General features: G+C 63.5%; 17 protein-coding genes and 2 pseudogenes. 12 read left to right on the top strand and 7 right to left on the bottom strand.

Translation table 11 applies throughout. The features are described from left to right. Nucleotides 1-56: 56 nt before the first annotated feature. From K7H91_RS16365 to dsbD, 4 genes are all read right to left on the bottom strand, one after another. A complete protein-coding gene (locus tag K7H91_RS16365; RefSeq protein ID WP_230721329.1) occupies nucleotides 57-1,040 on the bottom strand; it encodes a zinc-dependent alcohol dehydrogenase family protein in 984 nt (327 codons plus the stop codon). 289 nt (nucleotides 1,041-1,329) lie between these two features. After that, the gene (locus tag K7H91_RS16360; RefSeq protein ID WP_230721328.1) at nucleotides 1,330-2,058 is read right to left on the bottom strand and encodes a L,D-transpeptidase; all 729 of its coding nucleotides are present in this window, start codon (nucleotides 2,056-2,058) and stop codon (nucleotides 1,330-1,332) included. Then, complete coding sequence (locus K7H91_RS16355; protein WP_230721327.1) at nucleotides 2,055-2,684, bottom strand: DsbA family protein; 630 nt, start codon at nucleotides 2,682-2,684, stop codon at nucleotides 2,055-2,057. The genes K7H91_RS16360 and K7H91_RS16355 overlap by 4 nt, the downstream gene beginning before the upstream one ends. A gap of 21 nt (nucleotides 2,685-2,705) precedes the next feature. Next, complete coding sequence (dsbD, locus tag K7H91_RS16350; RefSeq protein ID WP_230721326.1) at nucleotides 2,706-4,511, bottom strand: protein-disulfide reductase DsbD; 1,806 nt, start codon at nucleotides 4,509-4,511, stop codon at nucleotides 2,706-2,708. 106 nt (nucleotides 4,512-4,617) lie between these two features. On the opposite strand from dsbD, the gene K7H91_RS16345 reads away from it, so the two are divergent. Continuing rightward, entirely contained in the window at nucleotides 4,618-5,280 is a 663-nt protein-coding gene (locus K7H91_RS16345) for a response regulator (protein WP_230721325.1), read from the top strand. After that, on the top strand, nucleotides 5,277-6,611 hold the full coding sequence (locus tag K7H91_RS16340) for an ATP-binding protein (protein ID WP_230721324.1): 1,335 nt from the start codon (nucleotides 5,277-5,279) through the stop codon (nucleotides 6,609-6,611). The genes K7H91_RS16345 and K7H91_RS16340 overlap by 4 nt, the downstream gene beginning before the upstream one ends. An 18-nt stretch (nucleotides 6,612-6,629) precedes the next feature. On the opposite strand, the gene K7H91_RS16335 is transcribed toward K7H91_RS16340, so the two are convergent. Together K7H91_RS16335 and K7H91_RS16330 are read right to left on the bottom strand one after the other, a co-directional pair. Further along, nucleotides 6,630-7,406 (bottom strand): SDR family oxidoreductase, encoded by a 777-nt coding sequence (locus K7H91_RS16335; protein WP_230721323.1) that lies wholly within the window; start codon nucleotides 7,404-7,406, stop codon nucleotides 6,630-6,632. A 209-nt stretch (nucleotides 7,407-7,615) separates the two neighbouring features. Beyond that, nucleotides 7,616-9,805: a putative bifunctional diguanylate cyclase/phosphodiesterase gene (locus tag K7H91_RS16330; RefSeq protein ID WP_230721322.1), complete on the bottom strand. Its 2,190-nt coding sequence runs from the start codon at nucleotides 9,803-9,805 to the stop codon at nucleotides 7,616-7,618. A 446-nt stretch (nucleotides 9,806-10,251) separates the two neighbouring features. Here K7H91_RS16330 and K7H91_RS16325 point away from each other — a divergent pair, with 446 nt between their 5' ends. From K7H91_RS16325 to K7H91_RS16300, 6 genes and pseudogenes are all read left to right on the top strand, one after another. Next, entirely contained in the window at nucleotides 10,252-10,884 is a 633-nt protein-coding gene (locus K7H91_RS16325; RefSeq protein WP_230721321.1) for a TetR/AcrR family transcriptional regulator, read from the top strand. A 13-nt stretch (nucleotides 10,885-10,897) separates the two neighbouring features. Further along, complete coding sequence (locus tag K7H91_RS16320; protein WP_230721320.1) at nucleotides 10,898-11,587, top strand: DUF899 domain-containing protein; 690 nt, start codon at nucleotides 10,898-10,900, stop codon at nucleotides 11,585-11,587. Next, nucleotides 11,529-11,804 (top strand): annotated as a pseudogene (locus tag K7H91_RS16315) (hypothetical protein); the annotation flags it as partial. The gene K7H91_RS16320 and the pseudogene K7H91_RS16315, both read left to right, overlap by 59 nt. A 50-nt stretch (nucleotides 11,805-11,854) precedes the next feature. Further along, nucleotides 11,855-12,277 (top strand): VOC family protein, encoded by a 423-nt coding sequence (locus K7H91_RS16310; protein WP_230721319.1) that lies wholly within the window; start codon nucleotides 11,855-11,857, stop codon nucleotides 12,275-12,277. Nucleotides 12,278-12,309: 32 nt separating this feature from the next. Beyond that, nucleotides 12,310-13,173, top strand: a complete 864-nt coding sequence (locus K7H91_RS16305; protein ID WP_230721318.1) for an alpha/beta fold hydrolase — start codon at nucleotides 12,310-12,312, stop codon at nucleotides 13,171-13,173. A 62-nt stretch (nucleotides 13,174-13,235) separates the two neighbouring features. Further along, the gene (locus K7H91_RS16300; RefSeq protein ID WP_419197486.1) at nucleotides 13,236-13,358 is read left to right on the top strand and encodes a VOC family protein; all 123 of its coding nucleotides are present in this window, start codon (nucleotides 13,236-13,238) and stop codon (nucleotides 13,356-13,358) included. Between the two features lie 105 nt (nucleotides 13,359-13,463). On the opposite strand, the gene K7H91_RS16295 is transcribed toward K7H91_RS16300, so the two are convergent. After that, a complete protein-coding gene (locus tag K7H91_RS16295; protein WP_230721317.1) occupies nucleotides 13,464-14,879 on the bottom strand; it encodes a PLP-dependent aminotransferase family protein in 1,416 nt (471 codons plus the stop codon). 88 nt (nucleotides 14,880-14,967) lie between these two features. Between K7H91_RS16295 and K7H91_RS16290 the strand changes: the two genes are divergently transcribed. The 4 genes and pseudogenes from K7H91_RS16290 to K7H91_RS16275 all read left to right on the top strand — a co-directional run. Then, entirely contained in the window at nucleotides 14,968-15,666 is a 699-nt protein-coding gene (locus tag K7H91_RS16290; protein WP_230721316.1) for a glutamine amidotransferase, read from the top strand. Then, nucleotides 15,663-16,343, top strand: a complete 681-nt coding sequence (locus K7H91_RS16285) for an MOSC domain-containing protein (protein ID WP_419197485.1) — start codon at nucleotides 15,663-15,665, stop codon at nucleotides 16,341-16,343. Before K7H91_RS16290 ends, K7H91_RS16285 begins: the two co-directional genes overlap by 4 nt. Then, entirely contained in the window at nucleotides 16,340-17,185 is an 846-nt protein-coding gene (gene pdxY / locus K7H91_RS16280) for a pyridoxal kinase (RefSeq protein ID WP_230721315.1), read from the top strand. Before K7H91_RS16285 ends, pdxY begins: the two co-directional genes overlap by 4 nt. A gap of 128 nt (nucleotides 17,186-17,313) precedes the next feature. Beyond that, a pseudogene (locus tag K7H91_RS16275) lies at nucleotides 17,314-17,604 on the top strand (substrate-binding domain-containing protein); the annotation flags it as partial.

The following is a 17,604-nucleotide window of genomic DNA, read 5'->3' as shown; positions in this document are numbered from 1 at the left end:
GGCAAGGGCTTTGATCATTATCAATAAACGAGGCGGCAAACGCCGGCTCCGTTTCATCAGGGAACAAGAACCGCAGCGCCCTGAAAACGACCATGCCGCAAATCATCGAGAGCGCGGTTGGCCGCTTCGAGCGGATACCGGCTTATTGTGGTCGAAACGCGGGCGGCCTGCGCGATCTTCAGAAATTCATGTCCATCCTGCCGGGTGAGATTGGCCACCGACAGGATATGCCTTTCCTCCCACAGCAGGCGATAGGGAAAGGCCGGAATATCGCTCATGTGGATGCCGCCGCAAACAACCCTGCCGCCCTTTCGGGTGGCGCGGAGCGCCAGAGGCACGAGCTCGCCGACCGGCGCGAAGATGATGGCGGCGTCGAGCGCCTGCGGGGGCGCGTCCTCCGACACCCCGGCCCAGGCCGCACCGAGGTGCCGCGCATGGTCCTGGCTCGCGGTATCGCCCGCGCGCGTAAACGCATAGACCTCACGGCCCTGCCAGACGAGCACCTGCGCGAGGATATGCGCCGCCGCGCCGAACCCGTAAAGCCCGATGCGCCTGCCCTCGCCCGCCATCTTCAGCGACCGCCATCCGATCAGGCCGGCGCACATCAGCGGGGCGGCGGCCGCCGGATCGTCGAACCCGTCCATGGGAAAGGCAAAATCCGCATTGGCGATCACATGCGTGGCGAACCCGCCATCCCTGGTGCAGCCGGTAAACTGCGGGTCGTCGCAGAGGTTTTCGCTGTCTTCCAGGCAATAGGCGCAATGGCCGCATGTTTGACCGAGCCAGGGAATGCCGACCCTCTGCCCGACGGCGAGCGAAGCCACCCCCTCGCCGAGCTGTTCGACGATCCCGACGATCTCATGGCCGGGAATGACGGGCAGCCGCGTTTCCGGCAGATCGCCATCGACGACATGCAGGTCGGTCCTGCAGACGGCACAGGCCTCGACCCTCACCCTCACCTCTCCTGCACCGGGCACAGGATCAGGCCTTTCTTCGAAAACCAGTGGCGTCCGCAACGCCCGCAGAACCATCGCCTTCATGTCATCGCTCCGAGAACGGACTGGCACGCCAGCCAGCCCTTCATGTTTCAAAGAACGGCTATCCGGTCGTCGACGTGTCCGACGCCCGCCGCCGTCAACGCAGCGCACTCCGTGGCCTGGCGCTCGCGACAGGCTCTCACCTTACCTTCAAGCGTGACCAACGCGAAGGCCGTCATTTCCTCTATCCTTGCAAGGTTCGGCGGTTCACCTGTGAAGAGCCCTGCGAACCGTGGGGCACGCCCCGCCTGGCTTCAGCGCGGGACCGAACAAATTCGAGTCTTCCGCCCGCTCAGACAGAATTTCTACTCTTTGCCCGACCATCATTGCCCTGGTTGTTTTCTGCACCGACAGCCGGTTCCCCCTGCCCCGTGACGGGCAGAACGACGACCTTTGCGCCGTCCGGGACGCGGCGATAGAGGTCCATGACGTCCTGGTTCATCATGCGGATACAGCCCGACGACATTGCCTGACCGATCGACCACGGCTCGTTGGTGCCGTGGATACGGTAAAGCGTATCCTTGCCATCCTCGAACAGATAAAGCGCGCGGGCACCGAGCGGGTTCGTCGGCCCGCCTTCCATGCCGCCCGCCCATTTCTGATAGGTGTCGGGATCGCGCTTGATCATGTTCTGCGTCGGCGTCCACGTCGGCCATTCGCGCTTGTAGGCGACATTGGCCGTGCCGGACCATGCCATGCCCGCGCGCCCGACGCCGACGCCGTAGCGCATGGCCTTGCCGTCCGCCATGACGAGATAGAGGAACCGGTTTTCGGGATCGACCACCAGCGTGCCCGGCAGCTCGCCGGTCGGATCGTCGACAAGTTGACGTCGGAATTCGGGATCGAACTGTTTCAGATTGACGGCCGGCACATTGAACGGCTCGTCGGTGACGGCGGCGTAGCGCGCGTCCTCAAGCACCGGCTTCGGCGCGGGCGGCTGCGGCGGATTGTCGGTTGAGGCACAGGCCGAGAGCACGGCGACGACGACGAACGGAAGGAACTTTGCTGCAATGTTTCTCATTCGACGCGCTCCCCGGCAGCGTGACGCCGTCTGGCCTCCGCCACCGTTTCCTTGAAGCCGTCATAGTCGAGCGTCGTCGTCATCATCGGGCCGATCAGATAGGTCGGCGTCGAAATCAGGCCGAGCGCATCGCCCTGCTCCATCGTGCGCCCCAGAAGCGCCGCGATCTCGGCGTGGTGGCCGGTCACATCGTCCTGCAATCGCTGCATGTCCACGCTGGTGGCGCGCACGGCTTCGAGCATCTGCGCCTCGGTAACCTTGTGGCCCGGAACGCCCATCAGCGCATGATGAACCTCTTCATACTTGCCCTGAAACTTGGCCGCGAGCGCCAGTTGCGCGCCATAGACGGAGGCTTCGGAAAGCACCGGCCAGTCCTTGTAGACGAGCCTGATATTGCCGTCCTCCTCGACGATACGGTCAAGGTCCGGGGCCGATGTCTTACAGAAAGGACAGTTATAATCGAGGAAGGCGACGATGGTGACGTCGCCCTCGGGATTGCCCGCCTCGGGCGCGTCGGGATCGTGCAAAATGGCATTGACGTCGATAGTCTGGGCCATTGCGGGCATGCCGCCTGCAAGGATAAACGCCGCCAGCGCGGCAGCGGCCAGGACGGTCCTGCGCTTCATGTCTGTCTCCTTCATTGGTCCTCAGGCGCCGGCCCGGGACAGGTTTTGTGCGATGGTTTCAGGGGTGATGGCGCCGGTGATCCGCGAATTGCCGATCTCCCGGCCATCGCGATCCACCAGAAAAAGCGTCGGCGGGCCGACAACGGAAAACCGGTCTATCAGCGCCCGCGCGTCGCCATTCTGGCGGGTGACGTCGACCGTGATCATGGCAACGTCCTGAAGCCGCGCGGCAATCGCCGGTTCGGCCATGATCTTCTCGTTGGACTTGCAGATCGTGCACCAGTCTGCGGTGAACGAGACCAGCACAGGCGTTTGGCCGGAGCCGGCAAGCGCTTCGTCGAACGCCGCTGACGCGGTGACCCGCGTTTCAGCGACCTGATGGCTGGGTTGCGGAGCGCCGGCCAGAAACGCCAGCGGTTTGAGCGGGTCGCGCTGGCCGGCGGCCGCGCCGACCAGCATGACCGCGCCGGCGATGAACGTCACGAGGCCGCCGGCCTTGGCTGCGCGTTGCCCCCAGCCGCTTCCGGCGGAAATGCTGTCGAAGGCGCCGATGAAGACGGCAAGACCGATGGCCGTCGCGCCCCAAAGGGCAAGGGCGGCGGGCGGCGGCAGAAGCCGCGCGACGAGCATTACGGCCACACCGAGAAACACGACGCCGAAGGCCTGACGGATGGCCACAAGCCAGGGGCCGGATTTCGGCAGGATACGCGCGCCGAATGTGCCGAAGGCGACCAACGGCAGCCCCATGCCGAGACCGAGCGCAAAGAGCGCGACGGCGCCCCTGGCGGCCTCGCCGGTGTTGATGGCATAGAGCATCGCCGCCGCCAGTGGCGGGGTAACGCAGGGTCCGATGATGAGCGCGGAGCCAAAGCCCAAAACCGCGGCCCCCGCCACGGAACCGCCACGCCCGCGACCGGCAAGACGGGATGTGAGCGCTGACGGCAACTGAAGCTCGAAGAGGCCGAACATGCCAAGCGCAAGCACGATGAACACGGCCGCCGAAAGGCCGAGTGCCCAGGGCGTCTGGAGCGCCGCCTGCAGATTGGTGCCCGACAGACCGGCGACCAGACCGACCAGACCGTAGGCGGCGGCCATGGCGAGCACATAGGAAAGCGACAGGATGAGCCCGCGTCCGGCGGAAAGCTTCGTGCCCGCGCCGGCCAGAGTGGCCGACAGGATCGGGATCATCGGGAAGACGCACGGGGTCAGCGACAACAGCAGGCCGAAGCCGAGAAAGCCCGCCGCCATCAAGAACACATTGCCGTTGAGATAGGATGCCGCCCGCCCGGTCTCGTCCGGCCCGGTTTCCGCAGCATTCGTGTCCGAAGCGGCGGGACGCACAGGCGAAGCCGTTTGCCAGGGGCCGGATCGGGCAGCGGCGCTCAGCCGGTTGTCGCTTCCCGATATCGAAAGGCTCGCCATATCGATCGTCTTTTCGACCGGCGGATAACAAATGCCCTGTTCAGCGCAGCCCTGGTAGCGCACCGTCAGCCTGTCGGCTTCAAGTCCTTGCGGGAGCTTAGCCCGGACATGGTTGTGGTAGACATCCACAGTGCCGAAATTCGGATCGTTCTTTTCAACGCCGCCGGGCAGAGCAAGCGGAACCATCTCCGCGCCCTCGCTTGCCTTGATGCTGTCGCGATAGAGATAGGTGCCCGGCGCGATCGTCCAGTCGAGCATTACCGCGCCGCTGCCGTCACGGCCGGCCTGAAGCCGGAAGACGTCGTCGGCGGGCGGCGGCATTTGCGCGAAGGCGGCGCTCGAAAGACCGGCGAGCAAAAGGGCGGCGACGAAATGGGAGAACAGAAACCGGATCATTGCGGCCATTCGCGATTCTTGATTATCAAAGCAGCGCGTCAGATCGTCCCGCCAGCTTAAGTCAGCCTTAAGCTGGCGGGAAAATAACGGCCACGTTCAAACGGAAAGACAGTCCATGCGCATACTCGTGATTGAGGATGATCCGGTTCTGGCCGATGGCCTTGCCGTCGGCCTCAGGCTCAACGGCTACACCGTCGACGCCGTGGCGACCTGCGCCGACGCCATTGCGGCCATAAAGGCCGGTGCATACGACGCGATCATCCTCGACCTGATGCTGCCGGACGGCTCCGGGCTCGACCTGCTGGCGGATGTCAGACAGGCCGGAAACCGGACGCCCGTTCTGATGCTGACCGCGCTCGATGAAACGGAGGACCGGATTCGCGGGCTCGATGTCGGCGCCGACGATTATATCGGCAAACCCTTCGATCTGGACGAGCTCGCGGCGCGCCTGCGCGCGGTCACCCGCCGCGGCCACGGACAGGCCGCGCCGGTTCTGAACGCCAATGGCGTGGCGCTCGACCCTTCGAAAATGCTTGCAAGCGTCGAAGGCCAGGAGATCGTCCTGTCGCGCCGCGAATTCGCGATCCTGATGGCGCTTATGGAACGTCCGGGCGTTATCCGCTCCCGGCAGGCGCTTGAAGACCGTCTCTATGGCTGGCAGGAGGAAGTCGAAAGCAATGCCATCGAGGTCCATATTCACAATCTGCGCGCCAAGATCGGCCGCGCCAGCATCGAGACCGTGCGCGGGCTTGGCTATCGCATGAGGACGGAAACATGAACTCACTGCGTCGCCGTCTTTTCATTCTGCTTGTCGTCGCCTCCGGCATCATCTGGGTTGCCGCGGTGATCTGGATTTCGAGCTGGAGCCGTTTCGAGGTTCAGCATGTGCTCGATACCCGGCTTCAGGAAGCCGCCCGCATGGTTCACTCGCTGGTCTCCGGCAGCGATATCGACGCAGCGCGGAAAAACGGAACATTCGCCTCGGTCGATTACGAGAAACAGTTGTCATGCCAGATCTGGTCGCTCGACGGCGATCTCGTGGCCCGCTCCAGCGGCGCGCCGGATGAGAGCATCGCGCTCAATGAGGAGGGTTTCGGAGACCGCGAGGTGAATGGCGAGGCGTGGCGGGTCTACACCATCATCGACCCGGAAAAGGGTGTGCGGGTGGTCGTCGGCGACCGCGTCGGCCTTCGCGACCGTCTGGTCCGCGACCTTGTCGCCGGGCTGTTGATACCGGCGGCGCTGGTGCTTCCGGTGTTCGGCTTTCTGATCTGGTTCAGCCTCGGTCGCGGCCTTCGTCCGCTGAACCGTATCGCCGGCGACATTACCGCCCGCGACGCTGAGGATATGCGCGCGATTGACGCTGAAGACGCCCCCTCCGAGGTCCGGCCTCTGGTGGATGCGCTGAACGGCCTGTTCGGCAAGGTGGATGCCGCACGCAGACACGAGCGCGAGCTGACGGCCTTTGCGGCCCATGAACTGAAAACACCGCTTGCGGGCTTGCGCATGCAGGCGCAGGTGGCACGTGCGGCCAAAGAGGACGCGATGCGCGATCAGGCCCTCAGGCAAATTCTTGTCTCTGTGGACCGAACCGACCGTATGGTCCGACAATTGCTGACATTGGCGAGACTCGAGGCTGGATCAGAGCCGATCCGCCGGGAGCCGACGGTTATCGGCGAGGTGCTGCGCGATGTGATCGCGGGCCTGCCCGAAGGCGGGAAAACGATCATCGATCCGGCTGTGGGCCGGTTAAGCGCCGAGACAAACGCCGAAACACTGCATCTGATCCTCAGAAACCTGCAGGAAAATGCGGTCCAGCATGCAGGCGCGAATGGCGAGGTCCGCTGGCGCATGACACCCGAACGAAACGGACTAGCCGTTGAAGATAACGGCCCGGGTGTGCGAGAAGAAGACCTTGAGCTTCTGACACGCCGGTTTTATCGCGGTCGCGACAACAAGGCGCCCGGCACCGGGCTTGGGCTGACGATTGCAGCCATGGCCGCGAAACGTCTCGGCGCCTCTCTCTCCTTCGAGAACCTGCCGGATGGTCAGGGTTTCCGCGTCTCGATCCGTGGCGATTTTCGAGTGGCTCATGATGCGCCCCTTTAAAAAGGTCAGCAAAAACGTTCAGCGCAGCAGCCCCTGACCGCCATCCACCCAGACCGGGGTGCCGGTGACGTGCCTGGCCTTTTCCGAGATCAGGAAAGCGATGACGGCTGCGACATCTTCGCTGCGGCCGGGCGCGCCGCCTGTCAGCGGAATTTGGCCTTCGGGCCAGTGGCTTGGGATGCCGCTCTTTTCGGCATGGCGGATATTGGTGTTGTCGTCGATCTCGGTGTCGATGGCGCCGGGGCAGACGGCGTTGATGCGGATCGACGACTGGCCCAGCTCCGGCGCCAGCTGCTGGACCATGGCAAGCTGCGCGGCCTTGGTGGCGGTGTATGCCGTGGCGCCGGGCGAGGAGAAGGTGCGCGTGCCGTTGATGGAGGAGATCACCACGATCGACCCGCCGCCGGCCGCCTTCAGGTGCGGCACGCTCGCGCGGATCGTCAGGAACGTGCCGCGCAGATTGATGGCGATGGTGTGGTCGAACTCCTTTGGCTCGAGTTCATCGATTGGCGCCCAGACGCCGTTGACGCCTGCATTGGCGACGACGGCATCGAGTCGGCCGTGTTTCGAAACCAGTTTGTCCACGGCAGCGGCCATCTCCTCCTCATGGGCCACATCGGCGGAAAGCTCGATCGCCGTGCCGCCACTGGCTTCGATTTCCTCGACCGTTTTTCGGTTTTCCTCCGGCGTATGGCCCAGGACGCCGACGACATAGCCGTCGGCCGCCAGCGCCAGTGCCGCCGCCCTGCCAATGCCGGAACCGGCTCCGGTGACCAACGCTACTGAATTTGCCATGGGTCGTTCTCCTGTTGCATTGTCCGGCCCTGGAACGCCGGGACCTCGCGGCCATTGCCTGCGGCTCTAACCGACGCGTCGCTGTATTGGTTCCCGAAAAAGCGCGTGACAGATCGGCGAAACGGCTTTTTCGGTTCGGAACAAAGGTCAGGATGACCGGCTCGGATGCAAACCTGTTCGCGGCCCGAGCCGCAGCTCCACGCTTGCTCTCAGCTTGGCGAGCCGGCAGGAGAGGAAATGTGCTCAATGTCACGAAGAGGAACCGGCTTCGAGTAGAGAAAGCCCTGCAGGCTGTCACAGCCAATCTTGACAAGGCCTGCGTCCTGCAGCGAGGTTTCAACGCCTTCCGCGGTCGTCTTGAGGCCTCTCGCGTGGGCCAGTTCAACAATAGCCCGGATTATGGCTTCATCGCCGGCTTTCTCGCCGAACCCCTGGACGAAACTTCTGTCGATCTTGATGCGATCGACATTCAGGGTTCGCAGTCGACCAAGCGACGAGAAGCCAGTCCCGAAATCATCAATCGCGATCTGCACACCTATTGCACGCAGAGCGTCGAGATTTGCGACAACTGCCGAAGCCTCATCGGTAGCGACTGTTTCAGTCACCTCCAGTTCAAGAGCCTGCGGCGACAACCCGGTGGATAGCAGTATATTTTTGACTTTGGCGGCGTAACCTTCGTCGCGGAGCTCGACGCCGGACACGTTGACCGCAACGCTCTTGCCTGACCATTTAGCCGCCGCCTTGCAGGCTTCCCGCAAAACAAACTCACCGACGGCTTCAATCATTCCGGTTTCTTCAGCTATCGGAATAAACAGCTCGGGCGAGATCGAGCCGAATTTAGCATGCTCCCAGCGAAGGAGTGCCTCGTACCCTTTGACCCGATGGTCACGTGCGGAAATAATGGGTTGGTAGTGAACCTGAAACTCGTTGCCAGCCTTCAGGGCCGCACGCATATCCCCTTCCATCTCCTGACGCCTGCTGAGCAACTGGTCCATGCTCTCTGAAAAGTACGTATACCGACTGCGACCGGAGTTCTTGGAAAAGTACAAGGCAACATCAGCCCTCCGAAGCAAGCTCACACGGTCGCTGCCATCGCGCGGCGCCAGCGCTACTCCAACACTGACTCCGACAAAGACCTCTTGGCCACCGAGCACAAAAGGACGGCGAGCAGAATCAACGATGCGCTGACAGATAACGTCGACGTCCCTCACACTGGCCTTTCCCCTGAGCATCACGGTAAATTCGTCTCCGCCGACGCGGGCAACGACATCGCCCTGGCGTACGATGGCCTTCAAACGTTGGCCAAACTCGCGAATCAAAGCGTCGCCCGAGGGATGACCGAGCGTGTCGTTGACCTGCTTGAACCGATCGAGGTCCAGAAACAGTAGAGCGCTGCCCTCTCCCTTGGCCAACTCAACATCGACATACTCGTTGAAGTAATTTCTGTTGGGAAGTTCGGTCAACGGATCGTGGAGCGCCATGTAACGGATCTGCTCCTCACTCGCCTCCAGCTCTTTCGAGCGGTTGTGATACAGAAACAAAGAGAACGCGATCGCGAAAAGCGCCAAGCCAATAAAGGCGGACAAAACCGGAATAAGCCTTGATAGCATCGTTTCCCCCGGGTGATGGGGATGCCAGACCATGTAACCCAAAACGGATCCGTCAGCCTTGTGAAACGGCAGGCTGGAATAGTGCGGCTCATCGCTCGCCGACCATGAAAAACGCAGATCTTCGAACAGATAGTCGGTCTTCAATTCTTCGATCAGGCTTCCGTCAAGAAAGCGTACAGCGACGTGAACGGCTTCCTCACCGGGCGTTTGCTGGATATCACCGGTGTCGGAAACAATTGGCTTGACGCTGACGACAGCGGGACGCCCCTGGATGACTGCCAAATCGGATACGCCCGGCGTGAGCGCGGTATCGCTGATTTGACTATCTCCTCCGGCCCGAAGCGTGTCGCGAAGAGCAAGGACCAAAGGCAGAGCTTGGTCGCTGACGATATTGAACGCATCCGGAGCGGCCGTTCCGCCATCTGCAAAAGCGTAAACTGCCTGGTTCGAGGGATCGAGAACATAAGCCTGATCGAGACCGAAGTACTCATGCATCCAGGCTCCGAGATTACTATCCATCCAGGCGCTATCACGCGCGCGCACCTGCTCGACGGCATCGTCCCAGACAGTGACGCTTTCCTGATCGTGCGCGACTTTGGAACGCAGTTGAGAAACAACGAGCTGAACCAGGCTTGCCTGTCGATTGTAAGAGACGCGATCAGCCTCGTGACCCGCCCAAATCAAGAGCCCCAGAACAAAAAGGCCGATGCAAGCGGCCAACGCCAATATTGGCAGAGCGCGCGTCAGTAGGAAGCCTGAGAATTTGAAAGTCTGTTTTTTTCTGCGCATTTTCGAGACCTGCCATGTATTTTAAAACTATGGAGAAACATAAGTTTCTGCACAAGCGAATATCTCGAACCTTTTCTGTCTGGGGTAACGCACAAAGGATGAGGCAGGCATTGCAGAGAGTTCCTTTCGAGGACTGTCTCCTGCCCAGAGATAGCCCGGCCCCTAGAAGCGCCTGGGGCAAGCCGCCCTGTCGCAGGCGCATGCGCGACAAACAATCTTGCCTGTGAGATCATACAGTGCGACCCGGACGTCAAAGGACGCCGGGTTCATCTGACTTGTCTTCGCCCGAACATTTGGTAGCGGCGCCAGCGGTGCCCCAGGATCGGCCGTCATTGCGGCAATGACCTATTCCGGCTCGCGATCGCATTCGCTTGCCAAGCGTGATCACCGCTGAATTTGACAAGAAACCGACTAGTTGGTATGTAAGCCAGAACAGGAGGCGACGCATGTCCAACACGACCCTGAAACCGGATGCGAGATCGAAGCTGCTTGCTGCGGCGCTGTCGCTGATCCGCGCCAAGGGCTATACGGCCACCACCGTCGATGAACTCTGTTCGGCCGCGGGCGTGACCAAGGGGGCCTTCTTCCATCACTTCAAGAGCAAGGACGCGCTCGGTATCGCGGCGGCGGAACACTGGTCGGCCACCACCGGCGCATTCTTCGCCGGCGCCCCCTATCACGACCATGATGATCCGTTCGAGCGGCTGATCGGCTACATCGAGTTCCGCAAGGCGATCATCGAGGGCGATCTCGCCGAGTTCACCTGTCTCGTCGGCACCATGACGCAAGAGGTCTATGGGTCGAACCCTGCGATCCGCGATGCCTGCGCGGCAAGCATTTTCGGGCATGCGGCCACGCTGGAGCCCGATATCGAGGCGGCGATGAAGGCGCGCGGGATCGTGGCGGACTGGACGCCAGCCAGCCTGGCCGCGCATACCCAGGCGGTGCTGCAGGGCGCGTTCATACTGGCCAAGGCGACGGGCGGCCGCGCCATCGCGCGCGACAGCGTCGATCATCTGAAACGCTATCTGCTGCTCCTGTTCGAGATGCCAACGAAGAGCGGAGCGACAGGTTCTTGAGGAGGTTCATAACATGACTGGAATTCCAAACCCTGAAACGAAGACGATCTCTGGAATTGCCCGCCGGACGGTATCGCCGGATGCCTGGCGCGACGAACTCGCCGACCTGCGCGATGCGGAAAAGGACCTGACCCGTGCTCAGGACCGGCTGGCCGCAAGGCGGCGGCGCATGCCGTGGACGAAGGTCGATGGCGACTATGCCTTCACCGGCCCCGAAGGAACCGGCACGCTGGCCGATCTGTTCGACGGCCGGGCGCAACTCATCGTCTATCACCACATGCTGAAGCCCGCGGACCCGAGCCCGTGCGCAGGCTGCTGCATGGTCGCCGACCAGATCCCGCATCTCTCCCATCTGCACGCCCGCAACACCGCGCTCGTCTTCGTGTCGAAAGCGCCGATTAGCGAGATCGAGGCGTTCCGAAAGCGCATGGGCTGGTCGATGCCCTGGTACGAGACACGGGATAATTTCAACGCCGACTTCGACGTGAGCTCAGGCTTCGGCCTCAACGTTTTCTATCGCGATGGCGCGGACATCTACCGGACCTACTTCACGACCGCTCGCGGGGTCGAGACGCTCGGCACGGTCTGGACACTGCTCGACCTGACGCCCCTCGGCCGACAGGAAGACTGGGAGGACGCGCCCGAGGGCACGCCGCAGACCAGGCCGTACCAGTGGTGGCGGAGGCACGACGCGTATGACTGAGACGCGACGCCAATCGATGACCGCCGACTGGCTCGATAGCCGTTTCAGCGCCGGCGACCTGATGACGGCCGATGTTCTGCGCAGGCTGGGCGGATCGGGGCTGCTCTAAAAACATCCCAATCTCGCGGCCTTCGTGGCCCGCGCCGAAGCGCGACCGACCTTCAGGCGCGCGTTCGTTGCGCAGAGGGATTTCTTCAAAGCTGCGGCGGAGCCGTAGCCAATGGCCGCCGTTGAGGGCGGCATTTCAACCACAAGGGAGAGACCGACATGGAACCGACAATCTATCTTTTCTTCAAGGGCAACTGCTTCGAGGCGATGACCCGTTATGCCGAGGTGCTCGGCGGCGAGATCGGCGGCGTTTTTCGCAACGGTGACGCACCCGACCCGGAAAGCCGGATGCCCGGCGGCGACGATATGGTGATGAACATGGCCATGACTTTGGGCAATGCCACGATCATGGCCTCGGACGTCCCGGCGGAAATGTACAGGAAGCCCGCCGGCTTCCGCGTTTCGATCGCGCCGGCCTCGCGCGAGGAATTCGACCGTATCCACGACGCGCTGGCAGAGGATGCGCAGAGCGTCGAGATGGCGCCCGGCGAAACCTTCTGGGCCGAGCGCTTCGCCGTGTTCACCGACAGGTACGGCACGCCGTGGATGCTCAATTTCGAGGGCGACAAGGGCTCCGCCTGAAGAGAATTCACCTCAAGCAGGGAGAGACAATCATGTTCCGAATGGTCATTCTGACCGCATTGCTCGCGGTCGCCGCCCCGGCATTGGCCGAAGACGATCCGGCAAGCGATCGCGTCGAGGTCAACGGTATGACGATGTATTACGAGGTCTCCGGAAAGGGCGATCCGCTGATCGTCCTGCACGGCGCCTACATGAACATCCCCTCGATGGGCGAAATCATCCCGATGCTCGCCGAGACGCACAAGGTCTATGCGCTGGAATTCCAGGGGCACGGCCGCACGACCGACATCGACCGGCCGATCACCTATCCGAACCTTGCGGGCGATGTCGCCGCCTTCATGGATGCAGTCGGGATCGAGAAGGCCGATATATTCGGCTATTCCATGGGCGCGGCCGCCGGGCTGCGGTTCGCCATCGACTTTCCTGAGCGGGTCGATCAGCTTGTCGCAGCATCGGTGGCGTATGATTACGAGGGCTGGCAGCCCGCCTTCAGGGACTTCGTCCCGCAGATGAGTGTCGAGATGTTCCTGGAGATGCCGTTTGCCGCCGAATACCGCGAACTGGCGGCCGATCCGGACGGTTTTCCCGCGCTCGTCGAAAAGCTGATCGCGCTCGAGCACGAACCGATGGCCTGGGGCGAGGAAGTGGAAGCATTGGAGATCCCGGTGCTGATCATCACCGGCGATGCCGATGTCGCGACGCTGGAACATTCGGTCGCGATGTTCCGCCTGCTGGGCGGCGGGGTGATGGGCGACATGGGCCAACCGCTGCCGGTCTCCCGGCTCGCGGTGATGCCGGCGACGTCCCACACCGCGGTCATCAACCAGCCCGCGCTTCTGCACGCATTCATCGAGCCCTTCCTTCAGGGGACGACACCGAAAGGGTTCTTCGAATAGCCCGCGTCGCGCCTTATGCCCGGGGCGGCTTACCCGCCGCAACGGGCATTAGGAGAAGCTTCATGACCGATATCATCAATTGCCTCTGGTACGATCACGGCGAAGCCAGGAAAGCGGCCCCGTTCTATGCCGCCATTTTTCCCGACAGCCATGTCGACCGTGTGAACGCTGCTGCCTCCGACTAGCCGGGCTGCAAGGAAGGCGATTGATACCTCCCCCTGCCCGCCCGCGATACGCCCCGGTCGGGCAGGACCGCCGACCCGCAAGGTCCAACTCTGCCGCCGAGAAGCTCACCTCGGCAGGCTTCGGGCAAGGATTTCGACGGCGTGGACGATCTGCGCCTCGTCCAGCGCCGCATAGCCGAGGCGGAGCGCCTGCGGGGCGGCGCGCCCCAGGGTGAAGCGGGTGGCCGGCAGAAGCGCGAGGCCGGCTTTTCCCGCACGCTCTGCCCAGACATCCGCGGAGGCTTCTCCGCAACCGAGCCACAAGGCCAGCCCGCCCGCCGGCGTATCAAAGGCGATCCGCTTTCCCAGACGCTCCGTCAAGGCTGCGGCCAGAACATCGCGACGGACGCGATAGATGCGGCGCGCCTTGCGCGCGTGACGGCCGAGATCGCCATCGCGGATCAGGTCCGCAAGCGCGGCCTCAAGCGGCGCGTCGCCCTGCCGGTCGATTGCCGCGCGCGCCGCGGCCATGCCGGAGAGCAGCGGCTCGGTAGCCATGGCATAGCCGAGACGAATGCCGGGCGAGAGCAGCTTGGAAAGCGAACCCACGTAGATCAGCGGCAGGTCCGCGGGCGCACGGGCGGCAAGCGGCAGGACCGGGCGGCCTTCGAAGCGATATTCGTGGTCGTAGTCATCCTCGATCAAGGTGATGCCGTGTCGCTCGACCAACTCCAGAAGCTGCAAGCGCCGCGCGGCCCCCATGGTCACCGTGGTCGGATACTGGTGATGGGGCGTGACATAGACCGCGGCGATGCGCGGATCGCTTGCGATCGCCTCCTCAAGTGCCGCGACCGACAGCCCGCCCGCATCAACCGAAACGCCCTGCACGGAAGCGCCCGCAGCCCGAAAGGCCTCCCAGGCCAGCGGATAACCGGGCTCCTCCACGGCAATCGCCTGGCCGGGCTTCACTGCCGCCTTTGCCGCCAGAAACAGCGCCATCTGGCTGCCGCGCGTGATCAGCAGCCGCGCCGGATCGGCGACCACGCCACGATCCGAAGCGAGGTAGGACGAAAGCGCGTGACGCAGGACCGGTGTGCCGCGGGCATCGCCATAATCCACGCCGGTCCGAAAAGCCGGCGACAGCAATGCGCGGCGAAAGGCGCGCGCCAGCGCCTTGTCAGGCAGCAGTTTGGGATCGGGCGCGCCGTCGGTGAAAGCCAGCGGCGGACGGACGATCGCCGGCTCAACCGGAGCCGGGATGGTAACCGGCGGCGTCATCTCATCAGGAAGATCCTGCGCAACGAATGTGCCGCGTGCCGGTTCGGCTTTGAGCCAGCCCTGGGTCGTGAGTTCCTGATAGGCGGCATCGACCGTGTTGCGGTGAACGCCGAGTTCGCGCGCCAGCGCGCGCGTTCCCGGCAGGCGGCTTCCGGGTTTCAGGCGGCCGCGCAGGATGTCGCGGGTAATCGCCTCGGCAATCGCCAGGAACAGCGGTCCATGCGGGTTTTTCGCGATTTCCAGCGCAAGGGGATCAGGGGCCACGACAACCGGCCTATCTCAATTTCAAAAACTGGCTCTTTTTCACAGGCCGGATATTCGCGAGACAAATACCAAAACGCAAGAGGTTCCGATGCCGAAATCCGCCCTGATCCTGCGCCACCTCGCCTTTGAGGACCTTGGCAGTTTTGCTCCCGTGCTCGAGGAGGAAGGCTATCGGCTCATCGATAGCGAGGCGGGCGTCGATCCCTTGCCGGATCCGCTTGACGCCGATCTCGTCGTCGTTCTCGGCGGCCCGATCGGGGTGAATGACGCTGCCGCCTACCCCTTGATGGTGGCGGAGCGCGACTGGCTGGCCCCCCGCCTTGCCGCCCGCCGCCCGACCCTCGGCATATGTCTCGGCGCGCAGATCATGGCTTCCGCCCTTGGCGCGCGGGTCGCGCCGATGTCGCGCAAGGAAATCGGCTTTTCCACGCTGACGCTGACGGAGGCCGGCAAAGGCGGCCCGCTCGACCACCTTGCGGACACGCCCGTTCTCCACTGGCATGGCGAGGCATTCGAAACGCCCGTCGGGGCGGAAAACCTGGCCGCGACCTCCGCCTGCGCCACCCAGGCCTTTGCCATGGGACCGGCCATACTGGGGCTGCAATTTCATCCCGAGGCTGGCGAACTGCCAGCCTTCGAACGCTGGCTGATCGGCCACAGCGTGGAATTGGCCGGCGCCGGCGTCGACCCGGCCGACCTGCGCCGCGCTGCCAGCGCACATGGAGCGGCCCTGCGAGACGCAGGCCAATCCATGCTCAGCGCCTGGTTGCAGGACCTGCCGACATGATCGCGATCACCCTTCTGACCGGCCGCGCCAGGCAGCTTCCGGGAAGCGAAGCGTTGAGCGGCATCATGAAGACGCTGGCGGACGGGCCGCTTCGGCTCGGCCCCGAAGGCTTCGAGGGCGATGAACAGGCGGACCGGCGCGTCCATGGCGGCGTCGAAAAGGCGGTGCATCATTACCCGCTCGATCACTACCCGCTCTGGCGCGAAGAGCTCGGCGAACGGCCGGCGCTGGGCGCTGCCGGCGGCTTCGGCGAGAACATCTCGGCGACCGGCCTGACCGAAAATACCGTCGCCGTCGGCGACATCTTCCGGCTGGGCACGGCGCTGGTGCAGGTCTCCCAGGGGCGGCAGCCGTGCTGGAAGCTCAACCATCGCTTCGATGTGTCCGACATGGCCCGCCGCGTGCAGCAGACCGGCCGGACAGGCTGGTACTACCGGGTGCTGGAACAGGGCATCGTGAAGACGGGCGACCGGCTCACGCTCGTCGACCGCATTGCGCCGGACTGGACCTTGCACCGGCTGTGGCGCGCGCTCTATGTTGACCGGCTCAACCTCGACGAGCTCAAGGACATGGCCGCGCTCGACGTTCTGGCCGAGGGTTGGCGGAAATACGCGGTCCGGCGGCTTGCAAGCGGCCGGGTCGAGGACTGGCGCAAAAGACTGGACGGCACTTCATGACCCCTCCCCCCTTCGTGATCTCGATCCAGAGCCAGGTCGTGTTCGGCCATGTCGGCAATTCAGCGGCGCTGTTTCCGATGCAGGCGGCGGGGCTGGACGTGGCGGCGATCCCGACCGTGATCTTTTCCAACACGCCCGATTATCCGACGCTGCGCGGCCGCGCCCTGCCACCGGAATTCTTTTCCGATCTGCTGCAGGGCGCGCGCGAACGCGGCCTGCCGGAGCGGGCGGATTTCATCCTGACGGGCTATATCGGCTCGCTCGACGTGGCGCTGATGGTGGCCGACTTCGTGGCCGAGGCCAAAGCCGTCAATCCCCGCCTCACTTACGTCTGCGACCCGGTGATGGGCGATGCCGGTCCGGGCCTCTATGTGCCGGAAGCCATTGCCGACGTCATGCGCGACCGCCTGCTGCCGATGGCCGATATCGCGACGCCGAACCCGTTCGAACTGAGCTGGCTGACCGGGCAGACGATCACGACCATGAAGGACCTGGAAGCCGCGAGAACCTTTCTCCGCATCGCGCACGGCGCCCATCTGATCGCCACGGGCTGCGCGCTGGAAGACACCCCCGCCGGTCATATCGAGAGCGTCATTCTCGGCGATGATGGGCCCAGCCGCCATCCGGTGGAGCACCTGCCGATCGCACTGCCCGGTACGGGCGATCTGTTCGCCGGCCTTGTCGTTGCGGGATTGGCGCGCGGGCAAACCCTGCCGCGTGCGGTGGAGATCGCCCAGCGCCTCACCGCGCGCGCCCTCGCTCACGCCAGCGCGCTTGGCGCCGGCGAAGTGGTTCTGAGCGAACCGGAATTCCGCCGCGCGCTGCTGACGCTTGATTATTGAGCGGGGATCACCTCATCTCAGCTGAGAAGGTTCCAATGTTCGATGCGGTGAATTTGCAATATCGAACGAAGGGGCTCGTAAATAGTAGATATCAGCGAGCCTATGCTGTCCTCGAGGCGTTGTAAGAGGCCGGGATCTCGAAGGAGGCGGTGGTCCGCTCGGGCGGCGTGCTCGAGTACCCACGCGGCTTCGAGATCGGCCTCAACGGCGTGGTGGACTTCGATGCACTTTAGACCAAGCCGACGGCGGTCATCGCGACCAGCGACGACATGGCGATCTCGTTCATGAACGGCATGCGCAAGCTTGGATGGAATATCCCGGGCGATGTGCCGATCGTGTCCTTTGACGGCTCCCCCGTCTGCGCCTTCTGCGCGTCGCCCTTAGAGCCGGATTCAAAAGTTCATGACGGGAAACAATAT

This window comes from Martelella mediterranea (assembly GCF_021021415.1).
GTDB lineage: Bacteria > Pseudomonadota > Alphaproteobacteria > Rhizobiales > Rhizobiaceae > Martelella > Martelella mediterranea_C.
This window is presented reverse-complemented; position numbering and strand designations above follow the sequence as displayed.

Bases quoted from the DNA above. Each gene is read 5' to 3' on its own strand.
- K7H91_RS16345 (WP_230721325.1), top strand. From the start codon at position 4,618: ATGCGCATACTCGTGATTGAGGATGATCCGGTTCTGGCCGATGGCCTT.
- K7H91_RS16355 (WP_230721327.1), bottom strand. From the start codon at position 2,684: ATGAAGCGCAGGACCGTCCTGGCCGCTGCCGCGCTGGCGGCGTTTATC.
- K7H91_RS16320 (WP_230721320.1), top strand. From the start codon at position 10,898: ATGACTGGAATTCCAAACCCTGAAACGAAGACGATCTCTGGAATTGCC.
- K7H91_RS16305 (WP_230721318.1), top strand. From the start codon at position 12,310: ATGTTCCGAATGGTCATTCTGACCGCATTGCTCGCGGTCGCCGCCCCG.
- K7H91_RS16365 (WP_230721329.1), bottom strand. From the start codon at position 1,040: ATGAAGGCGATGGTTCTGCGGGCGTTGCGGACGCCACTGGTTTTCGAA.
- K7H91_RS16330 (WP_230721322.1), bottom strand. From the start codon at position 9,805: ATGCGCAGAAAAAAACAGACTTTCAAATTCTCAGGCTTCCTACTGACG.
- pdxY (WP_230721315.1), top strand. From the start codon at position 16,340: ATGACCCCTCCCCCCTTCGTGATCTCGATCCAGAGCCAGGTCGTGTTC.
- K7H91_RS16340 (WP_230721324.1), top strand. From the start codon at position 5,277: ATGAACTCACTGCGTCGCCGTCTTTTCATTCTGCTTGTCGTCGCCTCC.
- dsbD (WP_230721326.1), bottom strand. From the start codon at position 4,511: ATGGCCGCAATGATCCGGTTTCTGTTCTCCCATTTCGTCGCCGCCCTT.
- K7H91_RS16325 (WP_230721321.1), top strand. From the start codon at position 10,252: ATGTCCAACACGACCCTGAAACCGGATGCGAGATCGAAGCTGCTTGCT.
- K7H91_RS16285 (WP_419197485.1), top strand. From the start codon at position 15,663: ATGATCGCGATCACCCTTCTGACCGGCCGCGCCAGGCAGCTTCCGGGA.
- K7H91_RS16290 (WP_230721316.1), top strand. From the start codon at position 14,968: ATGCCGAAATCCGCCCTGATCCTGCGCCACCTCGCCTTTGAGGACCTT.
- K7H91_RS16310 (WP_230721319.1), top strand. From the start codon at position 11,855: ATGGAACCGACAATCTATCTTTTCTTCAAGGGCAACTGCTTCGAGGCG.
- K7H91_RS16300 (WP_419197486.1), top strand. From the start codon at position 13,236: ATGACCGATATCATCAATTGCCTCTGGTACGATCACGGCGAAGCCAGG.
- K7H91_RS16335 (WP_230721323.1), bottom strand. From the start codon at position 7,406: ATGGCAAATTCAGTAGCGTTGGTCACCGGAGCCGGTTCCGGCATTGGC.
- K7H91_RS16360 (WP_230721328.1), bottom strand. From the start codon at position 2,058: ATGAGAAACATTGCAGCAAAGTTCCTTCCGTTCGTCGTCGTCGCCGTG.